This window comes from Sinorhizobium fredii NGR234 (assembly GCF_000018545.1).
GTDB lineage: Bacteria > Pseudomonadota > Alphaproteobacteria > Rhizobiales > Rhizobiaceae > Sinorhizobium > Sinorhizobium fredii_A.
Map to the genome: position 1 here is coordinate 3,675,262 of NC_012587.1, position 23,135 is coordinate 3,698,396.

19 protein-coding genes and 1 pseudogene are annotated in these 23,135 nt (G+C 63.5%); 12 read left to right on the forward strand and 8 right to left on the reverse strand.

The features are described 5' to 3' along the window. The first annotated feature begins 54 nt into the window (after positions 1-54). From NGR_RS28455 to NGR_RS28475, 5 genes are all read left to right on the forward strand, one after another. Positions 55-711 (forward strand): CpaD family pilus assembly protein, encoded by a 657-nt coding sequence (locus NGR_RS28455; protein ID WP_164924543.1) that lies wholly within the window; start codon positions 55-57, stop codon positions 709-711. Positions 712-748: 37 nt separating this feature from the next. Further along, positions 749-2,032: an AAA family ATPase gene (locus tag NGR_RS28460; RefSeq protein WP_012709939.1), complete on the forward strand. Its 1,284-nt coding sequence runs from the start codon at positions 749-751 to the stop codon at positions 2,030-2,032. Between the two features lie 76 nt (positions 2,033-2,108). After that, positions 2,109-3,575, forward strand: coding sequence for a CpaF family protein (locus NGR_RS28465; RefSeq protein ID WP_164924544.1), 1,467 nt, complete (start codon positions 2,109-2,111; stop codon positions 3,573-3,575). Positions 3,576-3,785: 210 nt separating this feature from the next. Further along, on the forward strand, positions 3,786-4,796 hold the full coding sequence (locus tag NGR_RS28470) for a type II secretion system F family protein (RefSeq protein ID WP_012709941.1): 1,011 nt from the start codon (positions 3,786-3,788) through the stop codon (positions 4,794-4,796). A gap of 12 nt (positions 4,797-4,808) precedes the next feature. Continuing rightward, the gene (locus NGR_RS28475) at positions 4,809-5,792 is read left to right on the forward strand and encodes a type II secretion system F family protein (RefSeq protein ID WP_012709942.1); all 984 of its coding nucleotides are present in this window, start codon (positions 4,809-4,811) and stop codon (positions 5,790-5,792) included. A gap of 365 nt (positions 5,793-6,157) precedes the next feature. On the opposite strand, the gene NGR_RS28480 is transcribed toward NGR_RS28475, so the two are convergent. Then, positions 6,158-6,487, reverse strand: coding sequence for a hypothetical protein (locus tag NGR_RS28480; RefSeq protein WP_012709943.1), 330 nt, complete (start codon positions 6,485-6,487; stop codon positions 6,158-6,160). A gap of 91 nt (positions 6,488-6,578) precedes the next feature. Beyond that, positions 6,579-7,403 (reverse strand): tetratricopeptide repeat protein, encoded by an 825-nt coding sequence (locus NGR_RS28485; RefSeq protein WP_164924546.1) that lies wholly within the window; start codon positions 7,401-7,403, stop codon positions 6,579-6,581. Between the two features lie 133 nt (positions 7,404-7,536). Between NGR_RS28485 and NGR_RS28490 the strand changes: the two genes are divergently transcribed. The 3 genes from NGR_RS28490 (at position 7,537) to NGR_RS28500 (ending at position 10,396) form a co-directional block, all read left to right on the forward strand. Further along, positions 7,537-8,928, forward strand: a complete 1,392-nt coding sequence (locus NGR_RS28490) for a leucyl aminopeptidase family protein (protein ID WP_012709945.1) — start codon at positions 7,537-7,539, stop codon at positions 8,926-8,928. A 263-nt stretch (positions 8,929-9,191) separates the two neighbouring features. After that, positions 9,192-9,536, forward strand: a complete 345-nt coding sequence (locus NGR_RS28495; RefSeq protein ID WP_012709946.1) for a MarR family transcriptional regulator — start codon at positions 9,192-9,194, stop codon at positions 9,534-9,536. A gap of 8 nt (positions 9,537-9,544) precedes the next feature. Then, positions 9,545-10,396 (forward strand): NlpC/P60 family protein, encoded by an 852-nt coding sequence (locus NGR_RS28500; protein ID WP_012709947.1) that lies wholly within the window; start codon positions 9,545-9,547, stop codon positions 10,394-10,396. Between the two features lie 365 nt (positions 10,397-10,761). Here NGR_RS28500 and NGR_RS28505 read toward each other — a convergent pair whose 3' ends face one another. The 5 genes from NGR_RS28505 to NGR_RS28525 all read right to left on the reverse strand — a co-directional run bounded on the left by NGR_RS28505 (position 10,762) and on the right by NGR_RS28525 (position 17,609). Next, on the reverse strand, positions 10,762-11,721 hold the full coding sequence (locus tag NGR_RS28505) for a 2-hydroxyacid dehydrogenase (RefSeq protein WP_012709948.1): 960 nt from the start codon (positions 11,719-11,721) through the stop codon (positions 10,762-10,764). Between the two features lie 9 nt (positions 11,722-11,730). Next, entirely contained in the window at positions 11,731-13,359 is a 1,629-nt protein-coding gene (locus NGR_RS28510; protein WP_012709949.1) for an ABC transporter ATP-binding protein, read from the reverse strand. A gap of 8 nt (positions 13,360-13,367) precedes the next feature. Continuing rightward, a complete protein-coding gene (locus NGR_RS28515; protein WP_012709950.1) occupies positions 13,368-14,501 on the reverse strand; it encodes an ABC transporter permease in 1,134 nt (377 codons plus the stop codon). Beyond that, a complete protein-coding gene (locus NGR_RS28520) occupies positions 14,501-15,583 on the reverse strand; it encodes a microcin C ABC transporter permease YejB (protein ID WP_012709951.1) in 1,083 nt (360 codons plus the stop codon). Before NGR_RS28520 ends, NGR_RS28515 begins: the two co-directional genes overlap by 1 nt. Positions 15,584-15,752: 169 nt before the next feature. Next, positions 15,753-17,609, reverse strand: coding sequence for an extracellular solute-binding protein (locus NGR_RS28525; RefSeq protein WP_012709952.1), 1,857 nt, complete (start codon positions 17,607-17,609; stop codon positions 15,753-15,755). Between the two features lie 204 nt (positions 17,610-17,813). Here NGR_RS28525 and mepA point away from each other — a divergent pair, with 204 nt between their 5' ends. Beyond that, entirely contained in the window at positions 17,814-18,881 is a 1,068-nt protein-coding gene (mepA, locus tag NGR_RS28530) for a penicillin-insensitive murein endopeptidase (RefSeq protein ID WP_012709953.1), read from the forward strand. Between the two features lie 92 nt (positions 18,882-18,973). On the opposite strand, the pseudogene NGR_RS33285 reads toward mepA, so the two are convergent. Beyond that, positions 18,974-19,264: pseudogene (locus NGR_RS33285) on the reverse strand (GIY-YIG nuclease family protein). A 247-nt stretch (positions 19,265-19,511) separates the two neighbouring features. Between NGR_RS33285 and NGR_RS28540 the strand changes: the two are divergent. The 3 genes from NGR_RS28540 (at position 19,512) to NGR_RS28550 (ending at position 23,129) form a co-directional block, all read left to right on the forward strand. Further along, a complete protein-coding gene (locus NGR_RS28540) occupies positions 19,512-19,892 on the forward strand; it encodes a methylglyoxal synthase (protein WP_012709954.1) in 381 nt (126 codons plus the stop codon). 43 nt (positions 19,893-19,935) lie between these two features. Further along, a complete protein-coding gene (locus tag NGR_RS28545; RefSeq protein WP_012709955.1) occupies positions 19,936-20,955 on the forward strand; it encodes a glucokinase in 1,020 nt (339 codons plus the stop codon). A gap of 368 nt (positions 20,956-21,323) precedes the next feature. Then, positions 21,324-23,129 (forward strand): ABC transporter ATP-binding protein, encoded by a 1,806-nt coding sequence (locus NGR_RS28550; protein ID WP_012709957.1) that lies wholly within the window; start codon positions 21,324-21,326, stop codon positions 23,127-23,129. The last annotated feature ends 6 nt before the right edge of the window (positions 23,130-23,135 follow it).

Sequence of the window (23,135 nt, forward strand, 5' to 3'; positions counted from 1 at the left end):
CGGGTCATGCACAACCGAAACGCAGTTCACAAAAGACTTGAAAGGCCGGCCTCGATGTCGCTGACCCGCACCCCGGCCCGCATGGCCGCATTGGCCATCCTTGCCGGCCTGCTTGCAGGTTGCGGCAGCAAGGACAATCTGGCGACCGGCTCGATCCCGGACGACTATCGCACCCGCCATCCGATCGTCATTGCCGAAGGCGAGCGGGTGATCGACATTCCGGTCGCCTCCGGTGATCGGCGGCTGACCGCCGGCACGCGCGACGTCATCCGCGGCTTTGCCACCGAATACCGCAATGCATCGGGTGGCGTGATCCAGATCATGCTGCCGCGCGGCTCCGCCAACAGCCACGCCGCGCAGATCGTCCGCAAGGACATCCGCCGCCTGCTGGCGGCAAGCGGCGTGCCGCCGAAGAGGATGATCGAGACCGGCTACGAAGCGGTTTCGCCGGGCGACGCCGCCCCGATCCGCCTGAGCTATGTCGCGATCACCGCGCAGACCGCGCCCTGCGGCGAGTGGCCCGAGGACCTGACCCTCAACACCTTGCAAAACCGCAACTACTACAATTTCGGCTGCGCTTCGCAGTCCAACCTCGCCGCCCAGATCGCCAATCCGACGGACCTGATCGGCCCGCGCCAGATGTCGCCGGTCGACGCCGCCCAGCGTGGCGAAGTGATCGACGCCTGGCGCGACGCGGCCTCGGACGATTGAGCGACGGTTGGGTGACGCAGGATTTTGAGGGACCAAGATGAGCGCGATTGAATACAGCATCGACACCGGCGGAGCCGAGTTTGCAGCGGAGGTATCGCGCCCCGGTGACCTCGATCAGCTTCGGCCTTTGCCGCGCATTTCGATCCATGCCTTCTGCGAGACCGAGGCAATGCAGCGCCTCATGGAGCGCTGCGGGCAGGACCGCCGCATGGCGAAGGTCAGCCTGCGCATCACCGGGGGAAGCGTCGCCGCCGCCGCCAACATGTTCGCGAGCGTGTCGACGCCCAACCTGATCATCCTCGAGACTGCCACCGAGCCGCGCTCCCTGCTTGGCGAGCTGGCGCCGCTCGCCGAGGTCTGCGACCCGAGCACCAAGGTCGTCATCATCGGTCGCCACAACGATATCGCGCTCTATCGCGAATTGATCCGCAACGGCATCTCCGAATACATGGTCGCGCCGGTGGCAATGGCGGATCTGCTGGGGGCGATTGCGGCGATCTTTGTCGATCCCGAAGCCGAACCGGTCGGGCGAAGCCTCGCCTTCATTGGCGCCAAGGGGGGCTGCGGCTCGTCCGTGATCGCCCACAACTGCGCCTGGGGCATTTCCAACCTCTTTTCGACGGAAACCATCCTCGCCGATCTCGATCTGCCCTACGGCACGGCGAATATCGATTTCGACCAGGACCCGCCGCAGGGGATCTCCGAGGCGGTCTCGGCGCCGGACCGGCTGGACGAGGTCTTTCTCGATCGGCTCCTCACCAAGTGCTCCGAGCACCTGTCGCTGCTCGCCGCCCCCTCGATGCTCGATCGTGCCTATGATTTCGAGGCGGGTGCCTTCCAGCCGATCCTCGAAATCCTGCAGCGCAGCGCCCCCGTTTCGGTCCTTGATATTCCGCATGGATGGTCGGACTGGACCCGGTCGGTCCTCGGCGAGGCCGACGAGGTGGTGATCACCGCCATTCCGGACCTGGCGAGCCTCAGGAACACCAAGAATCTCCTCGACGCCCTGAAGAAGCTTCGGCCGAACGACCGGGCGCCGCATCTGGTCCTCAACCAGGTCGGCATGCCGAAGCGGCCGGAAATCGCCCCCAACGAATTCTGCGAATCCTTGGAAATCGAGGCTGCCGCCATCATCCCCTTCGACGCCGTGCTGTTCGGAAACGCCGCCAATAGCGGGCGGATGATCGGCGAGATCGACAGGAAATCCCCGGCCGCCGAGACTTTCTCGCAACTTGCCCATCTCTTGACCGGACGCACGGCGATCAAGAAGGCGCGCAGGGGCGGCCTCGGCAAGGTTCTGGCAAAGCTCGGCAGGCGATAGCATCGCGCGACGGAAGCGATTTCTGCTCCCGTCGCGATCAAAGACCGAAGGATCGAGCAGCAAACGGAATGAAGTGATGTTTGGCAAACGCGGAAATGAAGGCTTTGGCAAGACTGGCGCGCAATCGCCCGTGATGCCACCGTCCATGCCGGTCGCGCCGTCGGCGGTGATGGAGCGAGCCGCTGCGCCGATTCTCGCCGAACCGGCAGCTGCCGCGCCCCGTCCGCAACCAGCCGCCGCCCCGGCGCGCCGCCGGGCACCGCGGGCGGAGGACTATTACGATACGAAATCGCAGGTCTTCTCCGCGCTGATCGACACGATCGACCTGTCGCAGCTCGCCAAGCTCGATACCGAGAGCGCGCGCGAGGAAATTCGCGACATCGTCAACGACATCATCACCATCAAGAACTTCGCGATGTCGATCGCCGAGCAGGAGGAACTGCTCGACGACATCTGCAACGACGTGCTCGGCTACGGGCCGCTCGAGCCGCTGCTGGCGCGCGACGACATCGCCGACATCATGGTCAACGGCGCCGGCCAGACCTTCATCGAAGTCGGCGGCAAGGTCGAGGAATCGGACGTCCGCTTTCGCGACAATGCCCAGCTCCTGTCGATCTGCCAGCGCATCGTCAGCCAGGTGGGCCGGCGCGTCGACGAATCGAGCCCGATCTGCGACGCGCGCCTGCCGGACGGCTCGCGCGTCAACGTCATCGCCCCGCCGCTGGCGATCGACGGAACGGCGCTGACGATCCGCAAGTTCAAGAAAGACAAGCTGACACTGGAGCAGCTCGTCCGCTTCGGCTCGATCACGCCGGCGGGCGCCACTCTCCTGCAGATCATCGGCCGCGTCCGCTGCAACATCGTCATTTCCGGCGGCACCGGCTCCGGCAAGACGACGCTGTTGAACTGCCTGACGCGCTATATCGACATCGACGAGCGGATCATCACCTGCGAAGACTCCGCCGAATTGCAACTGCAGCAGCCGCATGTGGTTCGTCTCGAAACCCGCCCGCCGAACATCGAGGGCGAGGGCCAGATCACCATGCGCGACCTGATCAAGAACTGCCTGCGCATGCGCCCGGAACGCATCATCGTCGGCGAAGTGCGCGGCCCGGAGGTCTTCGACCTGCTGCAGGCGATGAACACCGGCCATGACGGCTCGATGGGCACGATCCACGCCAACACGCCGCGTGAATGCCTGAGCCGCATGGAGTCGATGATCGCCATGGGCGGCTACACGCTGCCGGCCAAGACCGTCCGGGAAATCATCGCCGGCTCCGTCGACGTCATCATCCAGGCCTCGCGTCTGCGCGACGGGTCGCGCCGCATCACCCACGTCACCGAGGTGACCGGCATGGAAGGAGACGTGATCGTCACCCAGGACCTGATGCGCTACGAGATCGACGGCGAAGACGCCAACGGCCGGATCATCGGCCGCCATGTTTCGACCGGTATCGGCCGGCCGCATTTTTGGGATCGCGCCCGCTACTTCAACGAGCACAAGCGGCTCGCCGCCACCCTCGATGCGATGGAAAAGAACTAATGCATGTCGCCCGAAAGTGTGCAGCGGTTTCGGGATGACGACATGCAACAAAAACAAAGACCTAAAGCGCGCCGCGTGAATAGGTTTGAACGCGACGCGCTTTAGAGCGGGATGAGGAAAAGTATGTGCGGTTTTCCGCCCGCATCCCGCTCCAACAAGGACTCTGCGGCGTCCAGCCCGGGCCGCTGAAGCAAAGGAACAGACCAAGCGATGTTCGGCATAGACATCACCGTACTGGCACTGGCCGGCCTCGTCGCGATTGCCGCGGCGGCGCTCGCCTACGGTGTGCTCTATTCCCGGATCGAGAACGACAAGAAGGCGGAGGGCCGGCTGCGCCGCGTCAGCGCCGCCGAAACGGACCGAGCCAAGATCAAGGCGGCGCGCGACCGCGTCAACGAAATGTCGAAGCGGCGCAAGTCGCTGCAGGATTCGTTGAAGGAGCTCGAGAAGAAGCAGCAGGAAAAGTCGGCCAATGCCGCCCCGTCGATGAAAAAGCGGCTGGTGCAGGCCAACCTGTCGATCTCCCCGGCGCAGTTCTATGTGTTCAGCGTGATCTTTGGCCTGTTCGCCCTGATCGTCGTCCTCATCGCCGGCGCCGGCCTGTGGATTGCCGGCGGCGTCGCACTGATTACGGCGGCCGGTCTGCCGCGCTGGCTGGTCGGGGCGATGGTCAAGCGCCGCTGCAAGAAATTCCTCGACGAGTTTCCGAACGCGCTCGACGTCATGGTTCGCTCGATCAAGTCCGGTCTGCCGCTCAACGATGCCTTGCGGCTGATCGCCAGCGACGGCCAGGAGCCGGTGAAGACGGAGTTCCGCCGCGTCGTCGAATCCCAGCAGGTCGGTCTCAACGTGCCGGACGCCTGCGCCCGCATGATCCAGAGCATTCCGCTGCCCGAGGTCAACTTCTTCGCGATCGTCATCGCCATCCAGGCGCAGGCCGGCGGCAACCTGTCCGAAGCGCTCGGCAACCTCTCCAAGGTGCTGCGCGAGCGCAAGAAGATGAAGGCGAAAGTCGGCGCGCTCTCAATGGAGGCCAAGGCCTCGGCCTGCATCATCGGCGCTTTGCCGTTCATCGTGGCGACGCTCGTCTACCTGACATCGCCGGAATACATGATGGTGCTTTTCACCGATCCGCGCGGCCACCTCATCATGGGCGCTTCGGCTGTCTGGATGAGCATCGGCATTTTTGTGATGCGCAACATGATCAATTTCGATATCTGAGGCTCTCGCGCAATGGACGGCTGGATAAGGACGCTCACCGACCCGAACATCATCATTGCCGTTCTCGTGTCGATGGCGGTACTTGCGACCTTTTATTCGCTGGCCGTCCCGTTTTTCGAACGGGGCGACCTCACGAAGCGTATGAAGTCCGTCGCCACCGAACGCGAGCAGATCCGCGCCCGCGAGCGCGCCCGGTTGAACGCCGAAGCTTCGGCCGGCAAGGCAAGTCTGAGGGCACAGCACAATACGTCGGTTCGCCAGATCGTCGAGCGGCTCAACCTGCGTCAGGCGCTGGTGGACGACAACACCGTCAACCGGCTGAAGACCGCCGGCTACCGATCGCAGAATGCGTTGAACACCTTCCTCTTCGCCCGGTTCTGCCTGCCGTTCCTGTTTCTGACCGTCGCCGTCGTCTATATTTTCGTCCTGGGCAACTTTGCCGACAAGCCGTTCATGCTGAGAATATGCTTCGCGCTCGGCTTTGCCTATCTCGGCTTCTACGCGCCGAATATCTTCATCGCCAATGCGATATCGAAGCGCCAGCATTCGATCCGCCGTGCCTGGCCGGACGCGCTCGACCTCCTGCTGATCTGCGTCGAATCGGGGGTGTCGATGGAACTTGCCATGCGCCGCGTCGCAGACGAGATCGCCGCCCAGTCTTCGGCGCTGGCGGAGGAGCTGGTGCTGACGACGGCGGAGCTCTCCTTCTTGCCGGACCGGCGGATTGCGCTCGAAAATCTCGGCCTGCGCTCCGGTCTCGAGGAGGTCAAAGCCGTCATGCAGGCGCTGATCCAGGCGGACCGCTACGGCACGCCGATCGCCCAGGCGCTCCGCGTGTTGGCTCAGGAAAGCCGCGACCAGCGCATGACGGCGGCGGAGAAGAAGGCGGCTGCGCTGCCGCCGAAACTGACGGTGCCGATGATCCTCTTCTTCCTGCCCGTCCTCGTCGCCGTCATCCTCGGCCCGGCGGGGATACAGGTGGCGGACAAGTTCTAGCGCGTCGCTTGCAGAATTGCGGCCTTCCGCCGCAACGTCCTCTTCGGCGTCGACACGAAACCGATTGCAAGCACACGTATGGCTCGGGAAGTATTTCGAGATTTGCGGATGGATCCTCGGGTCAAGCCCTGGGTCAAGCCCGAGGATGACGGCGCGAGGCAACGTCGATCAAACGATGATTGCCCATAATCACCGTACAGCGTTAAAGGAAGCGGTTATTGAGAACGCCCCAGACGTGTTCCTGGGATGCGTTTATTGCGGAGCTCCCCACGGCCGCGGTCATGGGTGACGAGATAGGGGGCGGCACCTCCCAGAAACACGTCATCCTCGGGCTCGACCCGAGGATCCAACTCCAAGCATCTACCTTACACGTAGATGGTGCGCTCGCCGAACTCGGTCTCTTCATCGAAATTGCGCGTGCCGATTCTTTCGCTCTCACCGACAAGCTTGTTCTCCGCCTGCATGGCCTCTTCAGCAGCGGTGCTGCCTGCGGTCCGAAGCTGCTCGAGCCTCCCTTCGAGCGCCTCGATCTCGCTTCGGATCGTCTGCTTTTCGGTCTCGTCCGTTGCCGCGGAAAGCTCCGCCTCCTTCCGAGCGATCTGCGCCTCGATCTCGGAAACACTGTTCGACGATGACGTGGAACCCGATGAGGCGACAAGAGCCGTGGCCGTCGAGCCGGAAATTGCGCTGACCATTTGCAAACCTAAAATTGTTGATCGAGATGCGGTGTCACGAAGAAGTGAACGCGAGGTGTAGAGGTATGCACCGCGGTTTTCTTCGTCGCGCTCAGTTGGTGTTTCCGTCGTCCGCCTTAGCGAGCTCGGTCCAGGCGCCCTTTTGCGACAGCATCGAGCGCAGATAGGCGACGTTGGCTTCCGCCTGCTCGGGCGTCAGTTCCTGCCGGGCGATCGTTTCGGCCTCCTGAAAACGGCCCTGCAGCCCGACGGCGAGGGCGAGGTTCTGGCGGACGCTGCTGTCGGCGCCGGGCTGCTCGGCGGCGGAGCGGAGGTAGGTCTCGGCGGTTTTCAGATCCTTGGTCAGCAGATAGGACATGCCGAGATTGGACAGGATGGTCGGCTCGTTGGGCTGAAGATCCAGCGCCTCGCGATACCGCAGGCGCGCATCGGAAGAGCGGCCGAGCTGATCGAGGACGGCGCCCTCGGCCGATTTCAGCTTCCAGTCGGGGCGGTCGGGCGTCTGCGCCCGGCCAATGGTTTGAAGCGCCTGTTCGAGCTGCCCGGCTGCCGCTTGAGCCTTGCCGTAGGCGCCGAGGACCTCGCGGTCCGTCGGGTGGTTGATCGCCACCTGTTGCATCACGGCGAGCGCCTGTTCGTTACGCCCGCTCATGCGCAGCAGGTTGGCGTAGTTCAGGCCCGCCTCGCGGTTCTTGGGATCGCGCTCATAGGCCTGGCCGATATTCTCCGCGGCGGCCGCAAGCTCGGTCGCGTTCATCGATTGCACCGGCTTCGACAGCTTCGGGATGGAGCCGGTCGTCAGCTCCTTCTTGCCCTGCTGCCCGGCACAGCCGCCGAGCGCCAGCGCCATCAGCGCGACCGCGGCTCCCACAGCGAGGCGATGCATGGAGGAAGAAAAGATGTGTTGCGTTGTCATGAAGTGACGTCCCAGCAGGCAATTGGCACCGGAACTTTCAACATCAGCGGCGCAACTTTCACTCCAGCAATAATCTGTTAACCCTAACAGAGCGTTAATTGCGATATCGCTTATCCGTCAGTCGAGGACATTCATGGCTCCCTTCCAGTTCATCGAACGGCCGTCGCCGTTCAACACCAGCGCCGGCAAGACGCTCCCTATCTTCGCGGTGACGCCGGCGCATATCGAGACGGGAAGCATCGACCCGATCGCGCTCGACTGGGCGAAGAAGGCGGGCTTCAAGGCGGAATCGGGCGCCGTCCTGCTGGTTCCTTCGTCCGATGGCCATCTCGGCGGCGCTCTGTTCGGTCTCGGCTCGAAGCCGTCGGAGGCCCCGTTCCTGACCGGCAAGCTTGCCCGCACGCTGCCGGCCGGCAAGTGGCATATCGAAACGGCGCCGCTCACCGCCAATCGTCTGGCGCTTGGCTACGGCCTCGGTTCCTACCGCTTCGAGCGCTACAAGTCCGCCAAGCCCGAGGCGCCGACGCTGATGATCCCGGCCGACGCCGACGAGGCCGATATCAAGCGCCAGCTTGCCGGCGTCTTCCTGGCGCGCGATCTGATCAACACGCCGACCAACGACATGGGGCCGGAAGCCTTGGAAGCCGCCTTCCGGGCGCTCGCCGCCCACTACAGGGCGGATGTCTCGGTGATCTCCGGCGAAGCCCTGCTGACCCAGAATTTCCCGCTGGTGCACACGGTCGGTCGCGCCAGTGCCGAGGCGCCACGGCTCCTTGAGATGCGCTGGGGAAAGAAGGGGCACAGGAAGGTGACACTGGTCGGCAAGGGCGTCTGCTTCGATACCGGCGGTCTCGACATCAAGACGGCCGTCTCGATGCATTTGATGAAGAAGGACATGGGTGGCGCCGCCAATGTCATGGGGCTGGCGCTGATGATCATGGACGCGAAACTGAAGGTCGACCTGCGCGTCATCGTGCCGGCCGTCGAGAACTCGATCTCCTCCAACGCTTTCCGTCCGGGTGACATCTACCGGAGCCGCAAGGGCCTGACGGTGCAGATCGACAATACCGATGCCGAGGGCCGGCTGATCCTTGCCGACGCGCTTACCTATGCCGACGAAGAGAAGACCGACCTCCTCGTCGACATGGCGACGCTCACCGGGGCGGCGCGCGTCGCGCTCGGTCCCGACCTGCCGCCCTTCTTCACCGACGACGAGGAACTGGCCCGCGACCTTTGCGAGGCGAGCCTGACGGTCGACGATCCGCTCTGGCGGATGCCGCTCTATATGGGCTACGACAAGGATGTCTCCGCCCGCATCGCCGACCTCACTAATGCGCCCTCGGGCGGCATGGCCGGCTCGATCACCGCGGCGCTGTTCCTCAAGCGCTTCGTGACGAAGGCGAAAAGCTGGTCGCACTTCGACATTTTCGGCTGGGCGCAGTCGGAGCGACCGCACTCGACGATCGGTGGCGAGGCCCAGGCGATCCGGGCGCTGTACCATCACATCGGTCGGATTGCGGGGTAGCCTTTCGTCCGTGTCTGCCCCTCATCCGCCTGCCGGCACCTTCTCCCCGCGAGCGGGGCGAAGGGACAAGCGGCGCGCTCCCCGCCCCGACCGTGTATAGAAGAGAGATGAGCGAGCGCCGCGAATTCCCTTCTCCCCATCAAGATGGGGAGAAGGTGCCGGCAGGCGGATGAGGGGTAGCGCAATCGAGGGCAACCAAAGAAACGCTTGCGTAACGATCGCCTGGCTATGGTGCCTCGACGCGACGTACGCAGGAGTTTGCCGTGCCGGTGGAACTGACACCCTCCAAAGCGCTGGGGCTCTGGCATGCCGTTTCGCTCGAGCAGGTCCGGGTCGACAGCCGCGACCTGACGCTCCGCCAGATGGCGATCCTGCTCGAAATCTATCTGGTGCCGCCGCCGCATACGGTGCGCGGTCTTGCCGCGAGGCTCGGCGTGACGAAACCGGTGATCACGCGCGCCCTCGACACGATGGGCGCCCTCGGCCTGGTCGACCGGGTGCGCGACGAGCGCGACAGGCGGAACGTGATCATCAAACGCACCGTCGAAGGCGCGCTTTATCTTGAAAAATTCGGCGATCTGATCATCAATCAGGGTCGCAAACTGTGAGTCCAGCCATGCCCGATGTACTTGACCGCCGTCTCAATGCCTATCGCGAGGACCTTGCTGAGGAGCGCCTGCGCGGTCTCGTCGAAGCCAAGCGCTTCGTCGGAGGCACGCCGGCCACGGTTTCCGTCCCAGTGGCGCCGCTCAGGAGGGGGCCGGATCTCGCCTGCGGAACCGATACGGAGTTGCTCTATGGCGAAACGGCGCGCGTTCTCGACGTTGCCGACGGATGGGCCTGGGTCAAGTCGGACCTTGACGGCTATGTCGGCTACGTGCCGCAGGATGCAATCGGCGAGCCCGGCGCGCCGGCCACCCATATCGTCGCAGTGCCCCGCACATTCGTCTACCGTGGCGCCGACCTGCGCTTTCCGCAGGCTTTCGCGCTCTCGATGGGCAGCCGGCTCCATGTCGTCGGCGAGGCGGAGACGCGCGGCACGCGCTATTTTCTCCTCGACGGCGGTCTGGCGATTATTGCCAACCATTGCGCGCCGGCCGGCCCGATCGGCGAAGACTATGTGGCGATCGCCACGCGCTTTCTCGAAACGCCTTATCTCTGGGGCGGCCGCTCCGGCTTCGGTATCGATTGTTCCGGGCTCGTGCAATTGGCGATGCAGATGGCCGGCGGGAATGCGCCGCGCGATTCGGATATGCAGGCAAGCGGCCTCGGCACCGTCATCGATCGCAAGGAGCTCACCCGCGGCGACCTTGTCTTCTGGAAAGGGCATGTTGCCCTCATGGAGGATGAGACCACGCTTGTGCACGCCAACGGCCATACGATGACCGTTGCCCGGGAGGGGCTCGAGGATGCGATCCGCCGCATCGGCTGGCTTTACGGGGAGCCCACGGGGTATCGCCGGCCTTAGGTGATTCGGGCTGGATCATCCTCCACACACGCCGTCATCCTCGGGCTTGACCCGAGGATCCAGAGTCAAGACCTCGTCATACTTCGTGCGCAGGGATTGCTTGTGCATGGATCCTCGGGTCAAGCCCGAGGATAACGACGTTTGAGAGTGATGCTCGGTAATATACGGCCGCCTTGCCCGCAGCGGGCTATCTGCATTCGGCCGTTCGATACCGCCAAAATCGGCGCCTTGAAGCGTTTCAGCAGTTTCGCGGCCCGACCGCCGGCCCCAGCCACTCCGTCATCCTCGGCCTGACCCGAGGATCCAAACACGAGCGATCAGGGGTATGCTAACTGCAGCGTCCATGCTCGCTGCCTGCACATAAGTCAATAGCCGGCTACCTTATCCACGACATGCTCCAGAGCCAGCCCGCTTTCGAAGCGCTCGATCTGCTCTTCGACATGGGCAAACAGCGCCTTGACGTCGGAGGAGGCGGCGACGTGCGGCGTCACATAGACGTTCGGGATGTCCCAGAAGCGGCTCTCGCGCGACAATGGTTCTTTTTCGAAGACGTCGAGCGAGGCTCCACCCAGGACGCCCGAATCGAGGCATTCGAGGATGTCGGCCTCCACCTGGCTGCCGCCGCGGCCGGCATTGATGAAGACCGGGGCGCCGAAGGGGCCTTTGCGGCTGAGTTTCTTGAAAAGCGTTGCGTTGAAAATGCCCTTCGTGTCCGCGGTCAGCGGCAGCAGCCCGACCAGAAAATCCGTCCGAGCGAGAAATGCATCGAGGCCGGCGGCGTCGAAGGTCTCGATGCCCTCGACCGCCCGTTTGCTGCGCGACCAGCCGATCACCTTGAAGCCCATCACCGCAAGCTTGCGGGCGGCGTCCTGGCCGAGCACGCCCATGCCCATGATGCCGACGGTGATGTCGGCGGCCTCCGGCTGGCTGAGGTCCCGCCACTCATGCTTCTTGACCAGCGCCTCGTAGGCGCGATGCTGGCGCAGATGCAGGAGGCATTGCATCACCACCCATTCGCTCATCCGCGTCGTCAGCGTCCGGTCGACGAAGCGCACCAGCGGCACGTCGGGCAGGCCCGGCAGCTTCAGGACGTGATCGACGCCGGCGCCGCCGGAAAAGACGACCTTCAAATCCGGCGCCCGCGAGAAGAGATCGGGCGCCGACTTCCACACCACCGCATAGTCGATGCCCGAGAGATCGCGGCCCTTATGGACCGGATCCGCAAGGTTGATTACCTCGCGTCCGGGAAAGGCGCCGTTGAGGGCGGCATCCACTTCCTCCGGAATGAATTTCAGATCGACGATGACGGGGCTTTTGGCGGGCATTCTCGTACTCTACTGACGGATGGCGGACAGGTTGACGGCTTCGAGATTGAAGGCGGCGGCCATCAGCGCCCTGGTGTAGTCTTCGGCGGGCGCCTCGAAGATGCGTTCGGCCGGTCCCTGTTCGACCACCTTGCCGAGCCGCATGACGATCACCTCGTTGGCAAGCGCCCGCACGACCTTCAAGTCGTGGCTGATGAACAGATAGGCGAGGTTGTGCTTGCGCTGCAGGTCGCGCAGGAGGTCGACGACCTGGGCCTGCACGCTCATGTCGAGCGCCGAAGTCGGTTCGTCGAGCATGACGAATTGTGGTTTGAGCACCATGGCGCGGGCAATCGCGATACGCTGCCGCTGGCCGCCGGAGAATTCGTGCGGATAGCGCCAGCGGGTGGCGGGGTCGAGGCCGACCTCCTGCAGTGCTGCAGCAACGCGTGCGTCGCGCGCATCGTCGGAGAGCGTCCTCTCGTGGATCTTCAACCCCTCGCCAATAATGTCGGCAACCGACATGCGCGGGCTCAACGAGCCGTATGGATCCTGGAAGACCACCTGCATGCGGTTCCGGAGCGGCCGCATCTCGCCGAAACTGTAGGCATCGATGTCCTGGCCGACGAAAGCGATCCGTCCCTTCGACGAGATCAGCCGCGTCAGCGCCAGGCCGAGCGTCGTCTTGCCCGAACCGGATTCGCCGACGACACCGAGCGTCTGGCCGGCGCGCAGCGTCAGGTCGATGCCGTCAACCGCCTTCACATGGTCGACGACGCGGCGCAGGAAGCCCGCATTGATCGGGAACCAGACCTTCACGTCCTTCCCCTCGACGACAATCGGTTTCGATTGATCGGAAAGAGGCGGCTCGCCCTTCGGCTCGGAGGCGAGCAGGTGCCGCGTATAGGAATGCTGCGGATTGGCGAAGATCTCGGCGGTCGGGCCGGTCTCGACGATCTTGCCCTTGGTCATCACGCAGACCCGGTCGGCGATCTTGCGGACGATGCCGAGGTCGTGGGTGATGAACAGCATGGACATGCCGTGCTGGTCCTTGAGCGACTTCAGGAGTTCGAGGATCTGCGCCTGCACGGTGACGTCGAGCGCCGTCGTCGGCTCGTCGGCGATCAGGAGCTCCGGCCGGTTGGCAAGTGCCATGGCGATCATCACGCGCTGTCGCTGACCACCGGAAAGCTGGTGCGGATAGGCGCCGAGCCGCTTCTCCGCCTCGCGGATGCCGACCTGGTTGAGAAGTTCCAGCGTCCTGGCGCGCGCCGCCGGTCCTTTGAGATCCTGGTGGAGCTCGAGGATTTCGCCGATCTGCTGCTCGATCGTGTGCAGCGGATTGAGCGACGTCATAGGCTCCTGGAAGATCATGGTGATGTCGTTGCCGCGGACATGGCGCAGTTCGGCGTTGCTGGCCTTCAGGAGATCCTTGCCGTTGAAGAGGATTTCGCCGCTCGGGTGGCTGGCGGCCGGGTAGGGCAGGAGCTTCAGGATGGAGTTGGCCGAGACCGACTTGCCCGAGCCGGACTCGCCGACGAGCGCAACGGTTTCGCCGCGCTTGATGTCGAAGGAGATGTGATCGACGGCGACGGAGGTGTCACCGCCCTGGTGGAAGGCGACGGAGAGGTCGCGCACGGAAAGGAGGGTGTCTGTCATCGTCGCGCTCACCGGAACGTCTTTCTCGGGTCGAAGGCGTCGCGCGTCGCCTCGCCGACGAAGATCAGCAGCGACAGCATGATCGACATGGCCCAGAAGGCCGTCAGCCCGAGCCAGGGCGCCTGGAGATTGGACTTGCCCTGGGCGATCATCTCGCCGAGCGACGGCGAGCCGGGCGGCATGCCGAAGCCCAGGAAGTCGAGCGAAGTGAGCGTGGTGATCGAGCCCGACAGGATGAAGGGCAGGAAGGTCAGCGTCGCCACCATGGCGTTCGGCAGGAGGTGCCGGTACATGATCGTACCATTGCCGACGCCGAGCGCGCGCGCCGCGTTGACGTACTCGAAGTTCCGCGCCCTCAGGAATTCGGCCCGGACAACGCCGACGAAGCCGACCCAGGAAAACAGCAGCATGATGCCGAGCAGGATGAAGAAGCCGGGCGGCAGGATGGCGGCGATGATCAGCAGGATGTAGAGCACCGGCATCGACGACCAGATCTCGATGAAACGCTGGAGAAGCAGGTCGGTCCAGCCGCCGAAATAGCCCTGCACCGCCCCGGCCGAAACGCCGATCACCGCCGAGGCGATGGTCAGCGCCAGGCCGAACAGCACCGAGATGCGGAAGCCGTAGATCATCCGCGCCATGACGTCGCGCGCCTGGTCGTCGGTGCCGAGCCAGTTGAGGTTACCGAGCGAGCAGTTCGGATCGGCCGATCCTTGCGGATAGGCCGAGCAGCGTTCCTCCTCGCTCATCAGCCAGAAGGGCGCGGTCGGCGCCGAATGCGGGATGTTGGAATTGACCGTCTGGTAGGAATAGCGGATCGGCGGCCAGATCATCCAGCCATTCGCCTCGATCTCGTCGCGGATGAACTCGGAGCGGAAGTCGGTCTCGGCCAGGAAGCCGCCGAACTTCTCCTCCGGATAGTCGACCAGAACCGGAAACAGGATCTCGCCCCTGTAGGAGGCGATGATCGGCCTGTCGTTGGCGATGAATTCTGCACAGAGGCTGAGGCCGAAGAGCACGAGGAAGATCCAGAACGACCAGTAGCCGCGCCGGTTCGCCTTGAAGTTCTGCCAGCGTCGCCGGCCGATCGGCGTCAGCCAGCCCTTTTGCGGTGGCGCTGCGTAAGTTGCGACCGCGCTCATCAGACGTCCCTCCGCTCGAAGTCGATGCGGGGGTCGACCCAGGTGTAGATCAGGTCCGAGACGAGGCTGACGATAAGGCCCATCAGCGAGAAGATGTAGAGGGTGGCGAAGACGATCGGATAGTCGCGCTTGACGACCGCGTCATAGCCGAGACGGCCGAGCCCATCGAGGGAGAAGATGTATTCGATCAGCAGTGAGCCGGTGAAGAAGGCGGAGATGAAGGCGCCGGGAAAGCCGGCGATGATGATCAGCATCGCGTTGCGGAAGACATGGCCGTAGAGCACCTTGCGCTCGGTGAGACCCTTGGCGCGCGCCGTCGTCACATATTGCTTCTTGATCTCGTCGATGAAGGAATTCTTGGTGAGCAGCGTCGTCGTCGCGAAGGCCGACAGCAGCAGGGTGATCAGCGGCAGCGTCATGTGCCAGAAATAATCGAGGATCTTCTGGTACCAGGGCAGCGCGTCGAAATTTTCCGAAACGAGGCCGCGCAGGGGGAACCAGTCGAAGAACGAGCCGCCGGCGAAGATCACGATCAGCAGGATGGCGAAGAGGAAGCTCGGCACCGCATAGCCGATGATGATCACGCCGGAGGTCCAGACATCGAAGGTCGAGCCGTCGGAGACGGCCTTCCGGATACCGAGCGGGATCGAGATGAGATAGGAGAAGATCAGGATCCAGACGCCGAGCGAGATCGACACAGGCATCTTCTCGATGATCAGGTCGACGACAGAGGTGTTGCGGAAGAAGCTCTCGCCGAAATCGAAGCGGGCATAATTCCACATCATCGTGAGGAAGCGCTCGAGCGGCGGCTTGTCGAAGCCGAACTGCTTCTCGAGCTTGGCGATGAATTCGGGATCGAGCCCTTGAGCGCCGCGATAGCGGCCGCCCTCTTCGCCGCCGCCCTGCAGCAGGTCGCCACCCGTGCCGGACAGCCGGTCGGAGCCGGCGGCATTGGTGAGATCGGAAATCACCTGCTCCACCGGGCCGCCCGGTGCGAACTGCACGACGGCAAAGGAGATCGCCATGATGCCGACGATCGTCGGGATCATCAGCAGCAGGCGGCGCAGGATATAGGCACCCATCAGGCGAACCCCGGCATGGTGGCACCGCCGGTTATCGCGCCGCTGGTTTGCCGTCTATTTCGTCTCAATCCCACACTCCTTGGGCCGCGTCCGATGCCGCCGGTCATTCCGTATTTTAACTGATTCGTTCCCTGCATTTGGAATCGAGAGCGATCTCAAGCGCAAGCCTTCATTGGCTGGCAGCGCCCTTCAACCACCACACATCGGGAAAACCGATTGCATATTTCGGCAGTTCCGCCGGCCGGCCGAACTTGTCCCAATAGGCGACGTTCGCGGCAAGCTTGTAGTAGAGCGGGATGACGTAATTGTGGGCGAGCAGGACGCGGTCGAGCGCTTTGGTGGCGGCGACGAGGGTGTCGCGGTCCTTGGCGAAGATGACGCGCTCGATCAAGGCGTCGACGCCGGGATCGGATATGCCGGCATAGTTCCGGGACCCCTCGCGCGAGGCGGCCTTCGATCCCCAATAGTCCGCCTGCTCGTTTCCGGGGCTCAGCGACTGTCCCCAGACTTCCCAGGTCATGTCGTAATCGAAGGCGCGCTCGCGGTTCGTGTATTGCGACGGATCGACCATGCGCACGCTTGCTTCGATACCTATTCGTTTGAGGTTCTGTGTAAAGGGCAGCGCCACCCGCTCGAGGGCCGGGCTGCTCACCAGAATCTCGAAGACGAAGGGCTTGCCGGTCGCCTTGTTGACCATGCGGTTGCCCTTGAGTTCGAAGCCCGCTTCCTTCAAGAGCGCAATCGCCTTGCGCAGATTGTCGCGCGCCTTTTCCGGCGTGCCGCCGACCGGATTGGTATAAGGGGTCGTGAACACTTCCGGCGGCACCAGATCCTTGACCTCGTTGAGGATTTTCAACTCCTCGCCCTCCGGCAGGCCCGAGGAGGCGAGTTCGGTGCCGAAGAAGAAGCTGTTCACGCGCTGATACTGATTGTAGAAGATGGTCCGGTTCAGTTCCTCGAAATCGAGTGCATAATTCAGCGCCTGGCGCACGCGCTCGTCGTCGAAGGGCTTGCGGCGCATATTCGGGACCATCGCTTGCATCACGCCCGTCGCCCGGAAGGGATTGGGAATTTCCTCGCGCTTGACGCGGCCGTCTTTCACCGCAGGAAAGTCGAAGCCGGTCGCCCAGCGCATCGCCTGGTTCTCCGTCCAGTAATCCGTGTTGCCGGAACGGAAGGCCTCGAACTCGACCTCCCGATCGCCGAAGAAGGAATAGGTGATCGAGTTGAAATTGTTCTGGCCGATATTGACGTTGAGCGAAGCGCCCCAGTAGTCATCGCGCCGTTCGTAACGGATCGTGCCGCCGGCGGAGAAGGAAGCGATGCGATAGGGACCTGAACCCATGACCGGCTCGAGGGTCGTGCGGGTGATGTCCCGCTGCTTGCCGTCCGGCCCCGTGCCCTCCCACCAATGTTTCGGGACGATCAGGATCTGGCCGAGAATATTCGGCAGTTCGCGATTGTTCTTCTCGTCGAAGTGGAAGGTGACGTCGCGGTCGCCGGTTCTCTCCACCTTCACCACATGCCGGTAGTAGCTTTGATAGAGCGGGTTCAGCTCCTTTGCCTTTTCGAAGCTGAAGACGACGTCTTCGGCCGTCACCGGCTTGCCGTCCTGCCACTTCGCCTCCTGCCGCAAGCGGAAGGTCGCCGACGAGATGTCGTCAGGATAGGAAACGCCCTCGGCGAGCAATCCATAGGCCGTTGAAATTTCATCATCCGCCGGCTTCATCAGCGTGTCGAAGACGAGCGTCAGCCCGACGGCCGCTTCCCCTTTGAGAGCAAGGACAGGGTTGAAGCTGTCGAAGGTCCCTGTCTGAGAAAGCCTCAGGTCGCCGCCCTTCGGGGCATCGGGATTGGCGTAGTCGAAATGCTTGAAACCGGGCGGATATTTAAGCTCGCCGATGAGCGATAGGCCGTGGCGCCAGACCGGTTGCTCCTGAGCCTCTGCCGATGGCGCCAGAATGAGGGACATTGCCAGAAAAGCGGTGGCCAGCGTTCTTCGTCCAATACCGCCAATATCCAGCATCCTGCCGATTCTCCTCGTATTTTCGCTAGTTCTTGTAGATCAGAATAGGCCAAATCAGGGCAATTGACAGGGCTTGCCCAAAATCAGGCGAAATTTTTGAGTCACATCCGGGTGAGTCGCAAGGCTGATGCAACCGCGGCGAATCAGGATAGGGAGCGGGAGACTAAACCGCATGTTTCGCGTCGCTGCCGATGGGGGGATGGAATGGGATTTGACATGCGTGCTGCGCTTCGACGCTCAGGTTCTGCGCTCCTGGCCCTGGCCGTAAGCGCCGGCCTGCTTTCGACCGATGCGGCCTCGGCGGACGGCACGCCCGCCAAGGAACTCTTCGGCGCCAGGGCATTGCCGACCGAGTCGGCGCCCACCTCCTACGGGTTCTATTCGAAGGGGTGCCTCGCCGGCGGCATCGCCATCCCGACCGACGGCCCGACCTGGCAGGCGATGCGCCTGTCGCGCAATCGGCGCTGGGGCCATCCGGAGATGATCGCGCTGGTCGAGCGCTTCTCTCATGACGCGGCCGAGAAGATCGGCTGGCCCGGCCTTCTGCTCGGCGACATCTCGCAGCCGCGCGGCGGGCCGATGCTGTCCGGCCATGCCTCGCACCAGATCGGCCTCGATGCCGACATCTGGCTGACGCCGATGCCGCAGAGGACGCTGACCTATCAGGAGCGCGAATCGATTTCCGCGACCTCCATGCTCGACAAGAGCAGGTTCCTGACGATCGATCCCTCCGTCTGGACGCCATCCCATGCCCGGCTGATCATGATGGCGGCGAGTTACCCCGAGGTCGAGCGCGTCTTCGTCAATCCGGCCATCAAGAAGAAGCTCTGCGACACCTGGCGGGGCGATCGCACGGCACTCGGCAAGGTCCGGCCGATCTATGGGCACGACTACCATTTCCATATCCGCATCAAATGCCCGGCCGGCTCCAAAGGCTGCAAGGACCAGGCGGCGGTGCGCGCCGGCGACGGCTGCGACAAGTCGCTCGCCTGGTGGTTTACCGACGAACCCTGGGCAAAGCCGAAGAAGAAACCCGGCGAGAAGCCGCCGAAGCCGAAGTTTGCCACGCTTGCCGACCTGCCGAAGGCCTGCGCCGTCGTGCTGAACGGTCCGGCCCCGGCATCCGAGCAGCAGGCGACCTACGGCACTGCCTATCGAGCGCCCGCCGCCATTCCCGCCGCGGCGACGAGCATCGAGTCCGTCATTGGTGCAGCGGCCGATGCGCCGCTCGCCAGCGTTCCGGTGCCGCTGCCGCGCCCCGCTCTTCAATAGCCGTCCTCAGGAAAACGCACGGGCTCACCCACTGCGTGGTTCCTTAACTCACCCCTCAATCCGTCATCCTCGGGCTTGACCCGAGGATCCACTCAAAAACCTCGCCGCGGCTTGAGATAAAGATCCCGCCAGTCCGGATTCATCTTTTCGATCAGATCGATCTTCCATTGCCGATACTGGCTTCAGCGATTTCTCGCGCGGGATGGCTGTGCCGATCTGCAGATGCTCCTCGTACCAGACGAGGCGGTTGCATCCGTATTTCAATGCGAAAGCGGGCGTCAACTCCTCCCTGTGTTCAAAGATGCGGCGCTCAAGGTTCGAAGTAACGCTGATGTAAAGCGTTTCTCTCTTTGCTTCGTGACGATCTGGGCGTACCCGGCCATGTGAGCGATGGTGCTTTTGCTTGGATCCTCGGGTCAAGCCCGAGGATGACGGTTAGGGGACGTTGGCAACTATTCTGCACCTCAGGATCGTTTGGTTGTCTTGCAACAGTTCAAAGTGCAGAAAGGGGACGGCGCGTTAGATACCTTTCCAATTCCGCGGCGCTCATGTATAGGCACTCAAATCGATTTAAATGCAGAAGGCCGGTGCTTTCCGCTCCGGTCCTCGTGACCTTGACGGGGATGCCGCATGGCCGATCGCAAATGTCTCGCCCTGATCGCCCATGATCAGAAGAAGAATGACCTCGCCGCCTTCGCCAAGGCGCACGAGGCGACGCTTTCCGGCTGGAAGATCGTCGCCACCGGCACGACCGGGGGCCGCGTGCTGGACGCCTGCCCCGGCCTCGATGTCACGCGGCTGAAAAGCGGTCCGCTTGGCGGCGACCAGCAGATCGGTGCCCTGATCGCCACCGGCGACGTCGATTGCCTGATCTTCTTTGTCGATCCGCTCACCGCCATGCCGCATGACGTCGACGTCAAGGCGCTGATGCGTCTTGCGATCGTCTACGATATCCCGATGGCGCTGAACCGGGCGACCGCCGAGCAGTTGATCGACTTCCGGCGCACCTGATACACATCGGAAAATTTCACGCCGCGATCAGGACGGATGTTCCATGCCCAGTGCGAGTGACCACAGCTTTTCCTTTCCGATCTTGATCGGCGATATCGGCGGGACGAATGCCCGTTTCGCATTGCTCGTCGATGCCGCTTCCGAGCCGACGCAGCTTCCGCCGGTCAAGACCGGGGATTTCGCGACGATCGAGGATGCCCTCCAGAACGGCATTTTCAACAAGATCTCCGTCCGGCCGCGTTCGGCGATCCTTGCCGTGGCGGGGCCGATCAAGAGCGACGAGATCCCGCTGACCAATGCCGGCTGGGTGATCCGCCCGAAGGACATGCTGGCGCGGCTCGGACTGGAAGACGTGCTGGTCATCAACGATTTCGAGGCGCAGGCGCTCGCCATCGCCGCACCGGCCGATCAGGACGTCGTGCAGATCGGCGGCGGCAGCGTCCGGCCGCGAAGCTCCCGCGTGGTGCTCGGCCCCGGCACCGGGCTCGGCGTCGCCGGATTGGTCTTTGCCCAGGACACCTGGATTCCCGTGCCGGGCGAAGGCGGTCATGTCGATATCGGCCCACGAACCGAGCGCGACTTCCGGATCTGGCCGTTCCTCGATCCCATCGAGGGCCGCATGGCGGGCGAGCAGATCCTGTGCGGACGCGGCATCATGAATCTCTACCGCGCCGTCTGCGCGGCCGATGGCGTCGAGCCGCTGTTCAAGGATCAGGCGGAGGTGACGACCAGCGCTCTCTCGGGCGACGATCCGGCCGCAATCGAGACGGTGACGCTGTTCGCTACCTATCTGGGACGTGTTGCCGGCGACATGGCGCTGGTCTTCATGGCCCGCGGCGGCGTCTTCCTGGCCGGGGGGATTTCCCAGAAGATATTGCCGGCGCTGATGAGACCGGACTTCCGCGCCGCCTTCGAGGACAAGGCACCGCACTCTGCGCTGATGCGGACGATTCCGACTTTCGCGGTCGTTCACCCAATGGCGGCGCTTTCCGGGCTTGCCGCCTTCGCACGGGCGCCGAGGGATTTCGGTGTTGCAATGGAGGGACGGCGCTGGAGAAGCTGACGAGGGTCAGGACCTCTTAAATTCATCCATTCTGCGCGGCGGATTTCGTGTTTGACTAGGAGGGAAGATGCAGGAAATGCCGAACATTTTCAAATCTTCCCGACGCAGTCAGGCGCGAAATCCGCCGCGCCCTCCGGGTTCCGGTCCATGGGCCGCCTGATCGAAAACAATGCTCGACAAGACCTTCGGGTCTTGCCTTGCGCTTATTTTCTTCCATCCAATCCCATGGACCGGAACAGAATGGATGAATTTAATAGGTCCTGACCCTAGGCCTGCCGACGCAAAGACTCGCCAAGAAGGCTTCAAACCACTATAGAGCGCCCGACACGTTGGTCGGTAGCCACCATGGGCCAGGGAAGACGGGCTTTTTGAACGCCAGGGACAGACAACAGCGCGCAGTCGACTCCGAGACGATCACCGGAATCCTGCGACGCGTCATCGCCGAAAACGGCCGCGACCATATTCGCGGCTATGCTTTTGCCATCGCCTGTCTCATCGTCGTGGCGGCAACGACGGGCTTCACGGCCTGGATCATGGAGACCGTGATCAACGAGGCCTTCGCCAACCGGCGGGCCGACATCGTCCTTGTGATCTGCGTCGCCATCTTCGGCGCGTTCGTGCTGCGCGGTCTGGCGACTTACGGGCAGGCGGTTGCGCTTTCGAAGATCGGCAACAACATCGTGGCGCGTTACCAGCGCCGCCTTTACGCCCACTTGATGGCGCTCAGCGTCGGCTATTTCCACGAGCATCGTTCGGCGCAGCTCGCCGCCAAGGTCAGCCAGAACGTCAGCGGCATCCGCGACGTACTCAACATGACGGTGACGTCGATCGCCCGGGACTTCCTGACCTTGGTCGGCCTCGTCGGCGTCATGTTCAGCAAGGACTGGCTGCTTTCGCTGATCGTGTTCTTCGTCGCGCCGCCGCTGCTCCTTGGCCTGCGCTACATTTCCAAGCGCCTGCGGCTGGCGACCCGCGAGGCCGTCGAGGTGAACAGCCGCGTTCTCGGGGCGATGCAGGAGACGATCCAGGGGATCACCATCGTCAAGGCCTTCACGATGGAGAACGAACTGCGCCGCAAGGTGGAGACGATCATCGATCGGGCCGAAAACCGGGCGAACCGGATCGCGCGGCTGAGCGAGCGCACCGCGCCGATGACCGAGACCTTTGCCGGCCTGGCGATCTCCAGCGTGCTCGCCTATGCCGCCTTCCGAACGATCTACAGCAATATCCCTCCGGGCGCCTTCTTCGCCTTCGTCACGGCGCTGCTCATGGCCTACGACCCGGCGCGGCGCCTGGCGCGGCTGCAGGTGTCGCTGGAGCGCGCCGCCGTCAACGCCCGGATGATCTACGAGATCCTCGACACGGTTCCGCATCAGCGCGACCGTCCCGACGCGACCGAGCTGAAGCTCGGCGAAGCGACCGTGGAACTGCGCGACGTGCGATTTGCCTACGGCAATGGCGAGGAAATCCTCAAGGGCGTCAGCTTCCGCGCCGAGGGCGGCAAGACGACGGCGCTGGTCGGCCCTTCCGGAGCCGGCAAGTCGACCATCATCAGCCTCATCCCGCGCTTCTACGATCCGGCGGCGGGCCAGATTTTGATCGATGGCCAGGACATCGCCGGCGTCACCAAGCAGTCGCTGCGCAACGGCCTCGCCTATGTCTCGCAGCAGCCCTATCTCTTCGAAGGCTCGATCCGCGACAACATCCGCTATGGCCGGCCGGACGCCACCGATGCGGAGATCGAGGAGGCGGCGCGCCTCGCCTATGCGCATGATTTCATCCTGGCGCAGCCCGAGGGCTACGACACGCCGGTGGGCGAACACGGCGTCACCCTTTCCGGCGGCCAGCGGCAGCGCCTGTCGATCGCCCGGGCGCTGGTGCGCAATGCTCCCATTCTCCTTCTCGACGAGGCGACCTCGGCCCTCGACACCGAATCCGAGGCGGCCGTGCAGAAGGCCCTCGAACAGGCGATGAGCGGGCGTACCGTGATCGTCATCGCCCACCGGCTCTCGACCGTCGTCAATGCTGACAAGATCGTCGTGATGAAGGACGGCACGGTCGTCGAAGAGGGGTCGCATGAGGAGCTTGCGCGGCGGACGGACGGTCTCTACGCTCGTCTCCACAATCTGCAGGGCGGCAGCGCGGACCTGCCCGACGAAGCGAAAATCCTATAGACACGA

Bases quoted from the DNA above. Each gene is read 5' to 3' on its own strand.
- NGR_RS28480 (WP_012709943.1), bottom strand. From the start codon at position 6,487: ATGGTCAGCGCAATTTCCGGCTCGACGGCCACGGCTCTTGTCGCCTCA.
- NGR_RS28540 (WP_012709954.1), top strand. From the start codon at position 19,512: ATGGCCGATCGCAAATGTCTCGCCCTGATCGCCCATGATCAGAAGAAG.
- NGR_RS28500 (WP_012709947.1), top strand. From the start codon at position 9,545: ATGCCCGATGTACTTGACCGCCGTCTCAATGCCTATCGCGAGGACCTT.
- NGR_RS28485 (WP_164924546.1), bottom strand. From the start codon at position 7,403: ATGACAACGCAACACATCTTTTCTTCCTCCATGCATCGCCTCGCTGTG.
- NGR_RS28455 (WP_164924543.1), top strand. From the start codon at position 55: ATGTCGCTGACCCGCACCCCGGCCCGCATGGCCGCATTGGCCATCCTT.
- NGR_RS28490 (WP_012709945.1), top strand. From the start codon at position 7,537: ATGGCTCCCTTCCAGTTCATCGAACGGCCGTCGCCGTTCAACACCAGC.
- NGR_RS28460 (WP_012709939.1), top strand. From the start codon at position 749: ATGAGCGCGATTGAATACAGCATCGACACCGGCGGAGCCGAGTTTGCA.
- NGR_RS28465 (WP_164924544.1), top strand. From the start codon at position 2,109: ATGTTTGGCAAACGCGGAAATGAAGGCTTTGGCAAGACTGGCGCGCAA.
- NGR_RS28470 (WP_012709941.1), top strand. From the start codon at position 3,786: ATGTTCGGCATAGACATCACCGTACTGGCACTGGCCGGCCTCGTCGCG.
- NGR_RS28515 (WP_012709950.1), bottom strand. From the start codon at position 14,501: ATGAGCGCGGTCGCAACTTACGCAGCGCCACCGCAAAAGGGCTGGCTG.
- NGR_RS28525 (WP_012709952.1), bottom strand. From the start codon at position 17,609: ATGCTGGATATTGGCGGTATTGGACGAAGAACGCTGGCCACCGCTTTT.
- NGR_RS28505 (WP_012709948.1), bottom strand. From the start codon at position 11,721: ATGCCCGCCAAAAGCCCCGTCATCGTCGATCTGAAATTCATTCCGGAG.
- NGR_RS28510 (WP_012709949.1), bottom strand. From the start codon at position 13,359: ATGACAGACACCCTCCTTTCCGTGCGCGACCTCTCCGTCGCCTTCCAC.
- NGR_RS28545 (WP_012709955.1), top strand. From the start codon at position 19,936: ATGCCCAGTGCGAGTGACCACAGCTTTTCCTTTCCGATCTTGATCGGC.
- mepA (WP_012709953.1), top strand. From the start codon at position 17,814: ATGGGATTTGACATGCGTGCTGCGCTTCGACGCTCAGGTTCTGCGCTC.
- NGR_RS28520 (WP_012709951.1), bottom strand. From the start codon at position 15,583: ATGGGTGCCTATATCCTGCGCCGCCTGCTGCTGATGATCCCGACGATC.
- NGR_RS28475 (WP_012709942.1), top strand. From the start codon at position 4,809: ATGGACGGCTGGATAAGGACGCTCACCGACCCGAACATCATCATTGCC.